Here is a 10,454-nt window from a genome sequence, read left to right on the forward strand (position 1 = left end):
TAATCGTTCGGAGTCTGAGAGTTCCCAGCAATTTTTTCTCAGGTATCCGTTCTATACCTCTCCTAGGGAAATTCATTATTCGGTGGAAGGTTGGAAAGAAAACCATTCGTTTAATTTAGCAATTAACTCGTCCACTCCTTCCCGTTTTAATGAAGAAAAGCTTTGGGCGGAAATCAAGCCTTCCATTAACTCATAATGTCTTCGCACTTTTAGAACTGTATTTTTGGCCTCGCTACGACTTAATTTGTCTGCTTTGGTTAAAAGAATATGCACGGGCAATTGGCGCTCGACGGACCAATCAATCATCATCCGATCCAATTCTTTCAAAGGATGGCGGCTATCCATCAATAGGATTAAACCACGGAGGCATTGGCGCACATCTAAATAGTGAGCTAAATTTTTTTGCCAGTCTTCTTTGACCTGCTGTGCGACTTTTGCATAACCATAACCCGGTAAATCGACAAGCCGGCGTGATTCATCGATGCCAAATAAATTGATTAATTGGGTTCGCCCCGGGGTTTTACTTGTGCGTGCTAAATGCTTAATTCCGGTTAGGCAATTCAGTGCACTTGATTTTCCAGCATTAGAACGGCCAGCAAAGGCAACCTCAAAACCTTCATCCGGCGGTAATTGATTGACGCGTGCAGCACTTTTTAAAAACACGGCTTGAGCATAAGGATTCATTAACATTTATTCGATTTCACTTTGGGATTTTTACCCAAGCAGTGTACCATTAAACCACTTAAATCCTCGGAAAAAGAATGAAAAAAATCTTTTGTGCTCTTGCCTTTCTCGGCACAATAGTTAGTGCATCTGCTGAAACATCGAAAACAGAACCAGCAAAAGCCGTTTTATGTGCAGCCTGTCATGGATCACAGGGTATTAGTCAGGATCCGCAATGGCCAAATCTTGCAGGACAACACGCGAATTATCTCATAAAACAATTGCAAGATTTTAAAACAGGAACGACGCGCAATGCCGCTACAATGACCGCAATCTTAGCCAGCCTAAATGACAAAGATATAGCCGAACTGTCAATTTTTTACTCTAAAATGCCTCTTCCCGCAGGACAAACACCAGAAAAATTTTTAAAACGAGGTGAACTCTTGTATCGTGGCGGTGATTTTGCTAAACACCTTACCGCTTGCATCGCTTGCCATGGTCCGAAAGGTACTGGCAATGCCCAAGCAGGTTTTCCGGTATTAACAGGACAACATGCTGCTTATACTGTTCAACAATTACAAGCATTTAAGGACAAGAAACGAGCAAACGACTTAAATTCCATTATGCGCGACATTAGTTCGCGTATGAGTCAGGAAGATATGGAGGCGGTGGCCTATTACATTCAAGGTCTACATTAATTTTTAAAGAGAGTAATATAATGTTAAAACGTTTTGTAGCGATCGTACTTTTACTTCTACCACTTTTAGCTTCAGCGGAAGAATTCGTTGCTGGCAAAGATTATGAATTAATCAATGGAGCAGACGCTAAATCCAATACTCCGAAGGTAGCAGTCACCGAATTTTTTAGCTACGGATGCCCTTGGTGCTATCGCATTGATCCTGCACTGATGACTTGGGTAAAACAACAGGGTAATGCCATTCAGTTTTCGCGTGTGCCTGTCGTATTTAATAAAGATTGGACCTTTTATGCCAAAGCTTATTACACCGCTAACCTCCTAGGTTTAGAATCTAAACTCAATCCTCTCTTGTTCAAAGCGATTCAGGATAAAGGTCATTCAATGAATTCTAATCAAGCGATGATCGATTTTTTTACTGCACAAGGCATAGATCCAACCACTGCGAAAAGTGCCTTTGAAAACTCAACAACCATCGATATGCAGCTCAATCAAGGTACCACATTAATGGCTCGTTACCATGTCAATGGCGTTCCTGCGATAGTAGTCAATAATCAATTCAAAATCGATTTGCAGATGGCTAGAGAAGAGGCTCGATTATTTAAAATTCTTGATTTCTTAATTGCCAAGACGAAATCAAAAGAAAGCAAATCGGCAGCTTAATTTCAGATTAGGTTGGGTCTTAGCTCCAACCTAATTACTCACGATCAGGAGAATAATATGGCCAAGAATAAAATATATTGGCTTAAATTAATTTCTGAAATTCAGGCCCTCGCCCAAAATGGTCTTGCCTATTCCAATAATGAATTTGATACTCAAAGGTATTTAAAATTGCGTGAAATTGCAGCTGACCTTGCCAGCAATTATTCAAAAAACACCCTAGAAGAACTTGATCATTTATTTTCATTGGAAGAAAGTTACGCCACCCCCAAACTGGATGTGCGCTCTTTTATTTTACAAGATAATAAATTGTTACTAGTGAAAGAACGCTCAGATGGGTTATGGACGCTACCAGGCGGTTTTGCTGATATTAATGAATCACCTTCTGAAGCCGTAATTAGAGAAACTAAAGAAGAAACCGGCTTTGAGGTTTCTGCATTAAGATTACTCGCTTTATGGGATAAACTTAAGCACGATCATCCACCACAATGGCCGCATGTGTACAAATGCTTTTTTTATTGTGAAATCCTTTCTGGTGAAAAAAAAGAAAATATTGAAATTGCGGAAATCGATTTCTTCGACCTGAATGATCTACCCCCCTTATCCACTCATCGAGCCACTAAAAAACAAATTCTAAGCTTATATGAGATTTTGAGGAATTCCGATAAAACCTTTTTTGACTAATCGGACAGAGTTACTTCGCTGAATAAGCGGTGTATACTCAAAAACTATCAGACGGCAGCTCATGTAGAAATATAATGTCAGGACAATATTCTAGAACAACACTAATACTTGCCATGCTAAGCTTGCTAGTTTGTCTTCTGTCCGTGCCCTTTCTGCAATTTCCTTTCACGACAGTAGTTAAAGCCATTCCAACCTTATTTCTTATTAGTCTCACCGCAAAAACCGAACACTCTGCCATTAGAAATTTATTGCTTGCAGCGCTTGGTTTTTCATTGGTCGGTGATCTTGTGCTTACTCTACCTATCGATTTGGCACTGCACTTAGGGATCTTGGCATTCATTTGCGCTCAATGTGCTTATATTATTTTATTTTTAAAAAATGCAGAATTTAGCAATAAACGCTTGTCCATTTTTCTAGTGATGCTGATGCTCATGGCAATCAGTTTCTATGGCCTTTACTCGCATTTAGACGATATGAAAATACCTGTAATGGTTTATAGCTGCTGGCTTATCACTATGATTTTTTGTGCCTTACATGTGAAGCAGCAGACATCCATTATCAGCCTCGGCGCTTTTTTATTTCTATTTTCTGATCTCAGTTTTGCTATTAATCAATTTATTTTTGCAAATGATAAATTCATCTCTATTTTAGTGATGTATCTCTATTATGCGGCGCAGTTTTTATTTGTCATTGCTGTCTTGGAGATGAAAAACTTCAAGGAAACTGAGTGCGCTCTTGTGGAAGCCTAGGTTGGGCCTTGAAATTGCCCCCCCTCGCTCGCGCAGAAAACTGAATAATTGGATCATGTTTTTCGCGAGAAGGGCTGGGGAGAGGCAAAAGATCTTAACCCTACACTGCTATCGGCGCCTTAATTGTCGGATGCGATTGATAATCAAGAACTTCAAAATCGTCAAATTGATATTCAAAAAGAGACGTAGGTTTGCGCTTAATATGCAACTTAGGTAGCGGCAAAGGATCGCGTTGCAGTTGTGTACGCGCTTGTTCGAGATGGTTTAAATATAAATGACAATCACCCCCAGTCCAAATGAAATCACCAACCTCAAGATTGCATTGTTGGGCTACCATATGGGTCAATAATGCATAGGAAGCAATATTAAAAGGCACCCCTAAGAATACATCGGCTGAGCGTTGGTATAATTGACAGGACAGTTGGTTTTTAGCAACATAAAACTGAAATAAGGCATGGCAAGGCATTAATGCCATTTTATCAAGTTCCCCCACATTCCAAGCGCTTACTAGTAGTCGTCGAGAATCAGGATTCGTTTTGATTTGCTGTACAACCTCAGACAATTGATCAACGCTGCGTCCATCTGGAGTGGGCCACGATCGCCATTGACGGCCGTAAATAGGTCCTAACTCTCCCTTACTATCTGCCCACTCATCCCAAATAGTCACCCCATTTTCATTGAGATAAGCGATATTGGTATCACCTTGCAAGAACCAAAGTAGTTCATGAATAATACTGCGAGTATGCAATTTTTTAGTGGTAACTAAAGGAAAACCTTCCGCTAATTTAAAACGCATTTGATAAGCAAAAACAGATAAGGTGCCTGTGCCGGTTCTATCCGTTTTCTCCACACCATGCTCTAAAATATGCTCTAGAAGTTGCAAATACGTTTTCATCGTTTACTCCTATTTAAACAGTACAAGCCGGCTAATAGCATCGGAATAGAGAGTAACTGCCCCATCGTTAACCAATTAAATGCAAGGAAACCTAATTGCACATCAGGCTCACGGAAACATTCGGCAATTAACCGACACATTGCGTAGCCTGTTAAAAACATGGCAGACACTCGGCCTTGCGGTCGCGGTTTAGAGGCATACCACCATATAAGGGTAAATAAAGCAATTCCTTCTAAACCTAGCTCATACAATTGAGAGGGGTGACGTGGTTGCCCATCCGAATGAGGAAACACCATTGCCCAAGGCACATCAGTTACCCGTCCCCACAATTCACCATTGATAAAATTACCCAGCCGCCCCGCTCCAAGCCCTAAAGGAACCAACGGTGCTAAAAAATCGGTTACCTTTAAAAAAGGTTTTTTGAATTTACGGGCAAATAGCCACATCGCTACAGCGACACCAATTAGGCCACCGTGAAAAGACATCCCCCCTTCCCATAATTTTAGTAGGGTCCAAGGCTCGGTGAGTAATTGATGCGTATTATAGAAGAGCATGTAGCCAACTCGTCCGCCAATAATAACGCCAAGAGCACCATAAAAAATTAAATCACTGATCTGCTCTGCAGTCCAATCCAATTGATAATGCTTAGCTCGCCATTGCGCTAAAACCCAAGCACCAGCAAAGCCAAATAAATACATTAAACCATACCAATGGACTTGGATGGGACCTAGCGAAAAAGCGACAGGATCAATGTGTGGGAATTCTAGCATAGATATACCTCAAAAAAGTCCTCTTAGAATCAGGAGATCAACAGCGGTTATAAGCAGCAAAATAATAAAACCATATCTCAATTGCTTCACCGGCACAATATAAGTTAACTTCGCACCCAAGGGCGCAAAAAAGCTGCTTGGAATGGCGATGCACAAAACAGCCGGCCAATAAACAAAGCCACTACTGTAGGCAGGCAAACCAGACGCTTTTGTACCGGTAATAATAAAGACTATTGTTCCTACTACAGCCACTGTTAGGGTCGCCAACGCAGAAATCGGTGCGATTTGTTTTATCTCTAAATTACAATAACTAAGATAGGGAACTGTTAAGGCACCGCCGCCCACACCCAATAAACCGGCAACTGAACCGATTATAAAATTAATCAGACCGTTGATCCAAGGAGGCGGGAAACGGTGATGACTAAGCTGTTTTTTATTGGTATCAAGGAGCATTTTAAAAGCGACAAATAGCAAAAAGCAGCCAAAAATCATGCGCAACCAAAAGGTGGATAATTGGCCAGAAAGCAAACCACCGCTAATTGCACCTAATACAATACCCGGCCACAAGCGTTTATAAACATCCCAAAGAATAATGCCCTGCTTATAATGTTCGCGAATAGAAGATTGAGACGTGAAAAGCATCACAGCTAAGGATGTACCAGCGGCCATATGCATGACTAAATCTTGAGGAAAATTTGCTTTATGATTGAAAATAAACACCAAGGCTGGGACCACAATAATGCCACCACCGATCCCCATCACACCGGATACTAATCCGGCAAAAATACCCGCTAAGACATAAACACCCGCATAGTAGAGGAGATCTACTCCACTCACGATCGGCCAGCCCGAATCAGACCGCCCAAGCCTTCTTCTTCCAAAGCTCTTTGTAAATTTAAGCGAATTTCGGCAGGGTGTTCCAGTTCCAAAACATCAGCCAATACCTTACGCGCCTTCGCTAAAGAGATATTTCGAATGACCCATTTTATTCGCGGCAAGCTAGTTGAGTTCATACTTAAAGTATCGAAACCCATCGCCAACAATAAGATCACTGCCAAAGGATCAGAAGCCATTTCACCGCAGATACTGACTTCAACACCAGCGGCATGACCGCCTTCAACTACTTTCATTAAAGTCCGTAACATTGCCGGATGAAACGAATCATAGATTCCCGCAACTCGAGCGTTATTGCGATCAACAGCCAACAAATATTGCGTGAGATCGTTACTGCCCACCGAAAGAAAATCAACGCGTTTTGCCAATTCTCGCGCCAGATAAACGGCAGCAGGGACTTCAACCATCACGCCCAGCTTTGGTTTTTCAATGAAGCAGCCTTCTTCCAATAATTCATCAAACGCTTGTTCAACAAGAAAAATAGCTTCTTCAACTTCACTGAGATTCGTGACCATTGGCAGCATAATGCGTAAATTATTCAACTCTTCACTGGCACGCATCATGGCCCGCACCTGCATGAGGAACACATCGGGATGATCAAGCGTTACCCGAATGCCACGCCAGCCAAGATAGGGATTATCTTCCTTGACTGGAAAATAGGGGAGAATCTTATCGCCCCCGATATCTAAAGTTCGCATGGTGACAAATCGCGGGGCAAACGCTTTTAAAATTTGACGATAAATAATGTATTGCTCATCTTCTGAGGGAAAGCGATCTCGGCTCATAAAAGGCACTTCGGAGCGATAAAGACCCACTCCCTCTGCACCAACGCTCATTGATAAGCCGGCGTCCATAGCAAGACCAGTGTTGACTTGCAAAGAGACGCGATAGTTATCGAGAGTTTCAGCAGGTTTATCGCGTAAACTGACTAAACTCTGATTCAGCTCTTGCTCTTCGCGCGCTAGTTTTTTAAATTCAGAAAAAATGGCTCTGGAAGGTGATACATAAACATGGCCAAAATAACCATCAACGACAATAGCTCTACGCGACAAATGCTCAACTTTAAGACCCCGCACGCCCATGACCGTAGGAACACCTAAAGCCCGTGCCAAAATGGCCACATGAGAATTGTTCGCTCCTTTTGCCGACACCACACCGACTAGCTGCCCTTCCGGCACCTCTGCCAAGGCTGAGGCGGTTATTTCTTCACCAATTAATACAGTTCGTCGTGGATAAGCAATTTCCTCGCGTTGTGAACGCTGTAATTCAGCAAGGACTCTTCTACCTAGATCGCGAAAATCACTGGCACGCTCGCGCAGGTAATCATCTTCCATGCTTTCAAATTGCTGTACATGTTTTTTTATGACCGTTGATAAAGCGGCTTGCGCAGAGATTTGTTCCTCGCGAATAACATTCTCAACTTCTATACCTAAACTATCTCTATCGAGAATACGCAGATAAACATCAAACAAGGCATGTTCGTCTTCGGCAACGGTAGACTTCATTCGTTTACTTAAGCGCTGCATATCCTCGCGGGCAGCTTGTAAGGCCTCATAAAATATTTCAATTTCATCTTCGATACCCTCTACGCTATGCCGAGGCACAGAATCGATGTCGGCTTGAGGATAAACCACTACAGCGGTACCAATTCCAATACCCGGAACCGATCCCACGCCACCTAGCGCCATTGGTGCCGCTTCGGTTTTGGTTGTGCCAGCAGGTATGGGTTGAGTTAATTGGGATAGTTCACCGGTGGCCTCAGCATGTGCAATCACGCCACCTAGTTGTGCGGCTAAAGTAATGAGAAACGCTTCTTCTGCATCATCGAAACAGCGCTTTTCAGCACGCTGCACACTCATAACACCATAAAGTTTACGGTGCTGAATAATGGGTACTCCTAAGAAAGAGCGCAAATGCTCTTCTTCCAGCAAGGAATTTTGATGAAAATCAGGATGAGAAGGCGCATCCTCAATATTAATGGGTTCTTCACGCCGTCCTACTAAACCGATCAATCCACTGTCTAAACCCACACGAACTCTGGACTCAGCCATTTTGTTTAGACCATCAGTAGCAATCAGTACGTATTCAGCGTGCTTATTATCAATGAGGAAAACAGAGACAGCTTCGGCATCAACTGCTTTGCGCACTCGCTGCACCAAAATAGTCAATGCTTCAGTTAAATGGCTTGCTGTGGTTACATCCTGTACGATTCGCTTTAATATTTTTAACATTTATCGACTTTGATTACCTCGCCTACGTCGTGCACTGAAAGGAGTGCGGCGTTTCTTTAACAGATATTCTAGTTCTTTCATAGCCTGAGTATAAACTTGTCGTTTAAAAAAAATAACCTGCTCTGGAGGCTCGTGATAATCAATCCAACGCCAACTATCAAACTCGGGCGAATCACTTAAATCTAACCGTACCTTTTGTTCGCTGGCCGTTAATTTAAGTAAATACCATTTTTGCTTTTGACCAATAACCAAAGGTTCGCTTCCATGACGGAGATATTGTTTAGGCAGGCGATATTTTAACCATCGTTTTGTAGAGCCTAAGACCTCTACATCTTCTCTATCTAAACCTACTTCTTCACGAAGTTCGCGAAACATGGCTTCCAGTGCTGTTTCACCTGTAGCCAGCCCACCTTGTGGGAATTGCCATGCATCATGACCATTTCGTCTTCCCCAAAAAACTCGACCGGAGGAGTTGGTTAGAATTATACCAACGTTCAACCGGTATCCGGCGCGATCAATAACCATGTTGTCACTGCTTACACTAAACCGTTAATCCCCTGATTTTTCCACAAAGTACAAGAGCTTGGCAAATAAATCTGCGTTTAGTAACAATTTATCGTGAAATTGATATAATCTTGTACTCTAGCTTGTTCTTCCTAAGCCTTTTTTAGTCCTGGAAGAGCCTTCACTCAGAATCTTATTTATGAAGAAACGCATTCTAATTATCAATACAGGTGGAACAATTAGTTCCATTAAAGCGGCCCATGGCTATGAGCCAGCTTTGGGTTATGTACAAACTGCTTTAGCTCAAATTCCTGCTTTAAGTCATGCGGATATGCCTGATTATAGTATTAAAGAATATCAACCCTTACTCGACTCTTCTAACATGACGGTGAGTGATTGGAACCTAATTGCGAGTGATATTGCTAAGGAATATCAGAATTTTGATGGTTTCGTGATTTTTCATGGCACTGACACGATGGCCTACACAGCCTCTGCTTTATCTTTCATGCTGGAAAATCTATCTAAACCAGTGATCGTCACCGGTTCGCAAATTCCCTTATCCGAAGTTCGCAATGATGCCATCGATAATATCATTACTTCTTTATGGCTTTGTGCTCATCAGCCAATCAACGAAGTATGCGTTTATTTTAACCAACGCTTGCTGCGGGGTAATCGCACTCAAAAAATCAGCGCTCAGCGTTTTAATGCCTTTGATTCACCTAATTTTCCCCATTTAGCGACTATAGGGATCAGTATTGAACTCCATAAAGAGCTCTTACTTCCCGCACCAAAACAATCCTTTCATTTACAGACCATCAGTTCGCAATTTATCGCAAACTTTCGTCTCTTTCCTGGTTTTGCGACTAAGGTCTTGGATTATATTTTGCAGCAACCACTACGTGGCTTAATACTGGAAACTTACGGCAGCGGCAATGCACAAAACAATGATCCGAATTTTTTGCAAGCATTGGAGGACGCTTGCGAACGCGGGGTGGTGATTGTCAATTGTAGTCAATGCCAACATGGGCATGTAGAAATGAATCAATACGCTACGGGCTACACGCTAAAACTAGCTGGCCTAATTAGCGGCCACGACATGACGCCTGAAGCAGCTCATTGCAAATTGCTCTATCTCTTCAGCAAGAATTTAGACAATCAGCAAGTGAAAGCTCTCATGGAAAAGAACTTGTGTGGTGAATTGAGTTCCTAAGGTTGAGTCAAGATCCAACTTATCTATCTGGGCGAATCCCGTGGCTTTGACCACGGGGTCCATTTTAAATAATGGCTAGAAAGTGTGCCTAAGATCAATGGATCCCGCAGTCAAAGCCTTCCAATTAGCCCTAAGTATTTGTTGACAAATGAAATTGATATGTTTCTAATCCGTTCGTGCTGAGGAGGCGCATTAGCGCCGTCTCGAAGCATTATAGTCCAACACTACAAAGGAGTTCAGCGTGTTTTTTGTATACATTCTTAAATGTAATGATCGTAGCTATTATACAGGTCATACTGATAATCTTGAACATCGTCTTCATCAACATCAAAATAAGATAATTCCAAATTGTTACACAAGTACTCGCTTACCTATCCGATTAATGTATTCTCAATCCTTTAATACACGGGAAGAAGCTCTTGCAGCCGAGCTACGAATTAAAGGATGGAGTCGTAGAAAAAAAGAAGCGCTTATTTCTCAAGATTGGAGTACATTAAAAC

12 protein-coding genes are annotated in these 10,454 nt (G+C 42.1%); 6 read left to right on the plus strand and 6 right to left on the minus strand.

Annotated features, from left to right (window positions below; all coding sequences use genetic code 11):
• Positions 1–75: 75 nt before the first annotated feature.
• Entirely contained in the window at positions 76–690 is a 615-nt protein-coding gene (yihA, locus tag Ldro_RS08570) for a ribosome biogenesis GTP-binding protein YihA/YsxC (protein ID WP_058495976.1), read from the minus strand.
• 71 nt (positions 691–761) lie between these two features.
• Between yihA and Ldro_RS08575 the strand changes: the two genes are divergently transcribed.
• From Ldro_RS08575 to Ldro_RS08590, 4 genes are all read left to right on the plus strand, one after another.
• Entirely contained in the window at positions 762–1,361 is a 600-nt protein-coding gene (locus tag Ldro_RS08575) for a c-type cytochrome (protein WP_058495977.1), read from the plus strand.
• A gap of 20 nt (positions 1,362–1,381) precedes the next feature.
• Entirely contained in the window at positions 1,382–2,020 is a 639-nt protein-coding gene (locus Ldro_RS08580) for a thiol:disulfide interchange protein DsbA/DsbL (RefSeq protein WP_058495978.1), read from the plus strand.
• 57 nt (positions 2,021–2,077) lie between these two features.
• The gene (locus tag Ldro_RS08585) at positions 2,078–2,701 is read left to right on the plus strand and encodes an NUDIX hydrolase (RefSeq protein ID WP_058495979.1); all 624 of its coding nucleotides are present in this window, start codon (positions 2,078–2,080) and stop codon (positions 2,699–2,701) included.
• A gap of 74 nt (positions 2,702–2,775) precedes the next feature.
• Positions 2,776–3,450, plus strand: a complete 675-nt coding sequence (locus Ldro_RS08590; protein WP_065235912.1) for a lysoplasmalogenase — start codon at positions 2,776–2,778, stop codon at positions 3,448–3,450.
• Positions 3,451–3,550: 100 nt separating this feature from the next.
• Here Ldro_RS08590 and thyA read toward each other — a convergent pair whose 3' ends face one another.
• The 5 genes from thyA to Ldro_RS08615 are packed head-to-tail and all read right to left on the minus strand — an operon-like array spanning position 3,551 to position 8,765.
• A complete protein-coding gene (gene thyA / locus Ldro_RS08595) occupies positions 3,551–4,345 on the minus strand; it encodes a thymidylate synthase (RefSeq protein ID WP_058495981.1) in 795 nt (264 codons plus the stop codon).
• On the minus strand, positions 4,342–5,115 hold the full coding sequence (gene lgt, locus Ldro_RS08600) for a prolipoprotein diacylglyceryl transferase (protein WP_058495982.1): 774 nt from the start codon (positions 5,113–5,115) through the stop codon (positions 4,342–4,344). Before lgt ends, thyA begins: the two co-directional genes overlap by 4 nt.
• 9 nt (positions 5,116–5,124) lie before the next feature.
• On the minus strand, positions 5,125–5,952 hold the full coding sequence (locus Ldro_RS08605; protein WP_238583992.1) for a sulfite exporter TauE/SafE family protein: 828 nt from the start codon (positions 5,950–5,952) through the stop codon (positions 5,125–5,127).
• Positions 5,949–8,240 (minus strand): phosphoenolpyruvate--protein phosphotransferase, encoded by a 2,292-nt coding sequence (gene ptsP / locus Ldro_RS08610; RefSeq protein WP_058495984.1) that lies wholly within the window; start codon positions 8,238–8,240, stop codon positions 5,949–5,951. Before ptsP ends, Ldro_RS08605 begins: the two co-directional genes overlap by 4 nt.
• Positions 8,241–8,765 carry an RNA pyrophosphohydrolase gene (locus Ldro_RS08615; RefSeq protein WP_058495985.1) on the minus strand — a complete coding sequence of 175 codons (525 nt, stop codon included), beginning with the start codon at positions 8,763–8,765 and terminating at the stop codon, positions 8,241–8,243.
• 178 nt (positions 8,766–8,943) lie between these two features.
• Between Ldro_RS08615 and ansA the strand changes: the two genes are divergently transcribed.
• Together ansA and Ldro_RS08625 are read left to right on the plus strand one after the other, a co-directional pair.
• Entirely contained in the window at positions 8,944–9,954 is a 1,011-nt protein-coding gene (gene ansA, locus Ldro_RS08620) for an asparaginase (RefSeq protein WP_058495986.1), read from the plus strand.
• Between the two features lie 241 nt (positions 9,955–10,195).
• Positions 10,196–10,454, plus strand: a 259-nt coding sequence (locus Ldro_RS08625; RefSeq protein WP_065235913.1) for a GIY-YIG nuclease family protein, incomplete at its 3' end; no start/stop codon positions are given.

Origin of the sequence: Legionella drozanskii LLAP-1 (assembly GCF_001467585.1) — a bacterium.
Taxonomy (GTDB): domain Bacteria; phylum Pseudomonadota; class Gammaproteobacteria; order Legionellales; family Legionellaceae; genus Tatlockia; species Tatlockia drozanskii.

Excerpts from the sequence above, each read along its gene's own strand:
- yihA (WP_058495976.1), bottom strand. The coding sequence starts at position 690 with ATGTTAATGAATCCTTATGCTCAAGCCGTGTTTTTAAAAAGTGCTGCA.
- Ldro_RS08575 (WP_058495977.1), top strand. The coding sequence starts at position 762 with ATGAAAAAAATCTTTTGTGCTCTTGCCTTTCTCGGCACAATAGTTAGT.
- Ldro_RS08580 (WP_058495978.1), top strand. The coding sequence starts at position 1,382 with ATGTTAAAACGTTTTGTAGCGATCGTACTTTTACTTCTACCACTTTTA.
- Ldro_RS08585 (WP_058495979.1), top strand. The coding sequence starts at position 2,078 with ATGGCCAAGAATAAAATATATTGGCTTAAATTAATTTCTGAAATTCAG.
- Ldro_RS08590 (WP_065235912.1), top strand. The coding sequence starts at position 2,776 with ATGTCAGGACAATATTCTAGAACAACACTAATACTTGCCATGCTAAGC.
- thyA (WP_058495981.1), bottom strand. The coding sequence starts at position 4,345 with ATGAAAACGTATTTGCAACTTCTAGAGCATATTTTAGAGCATGGTGTG.
- lgt (WP_058495982.1), bottom strand. The coding sequence starts at position 5,115 with ATGCTAGAATTCCCACACATTGATCCTGTCGCTTTTTCGCTAGGTCCC.
- ptsP (WP_058495984.1), bottom strand. The coding sequence starts at position 8,240 with ATGTTAAAAATATTAAAGCGAATCGTACAGGATGTAACCACAGCAAGC.
- Ldro_RS08615 (WP_058495985.1), bottom strand. The coding sequence starts at position 8,765 with ATGGTTATTGATCGCGCCGGATACCGGTTGAACGTTGGTATAATTCTA.
- ansA (WP_058495986.1), top strand. The coding sequence starts at position 8,944 with ATGAAGAAACGCATTCTAATTATCAATACAGGTGGAACAATTAGTTCC.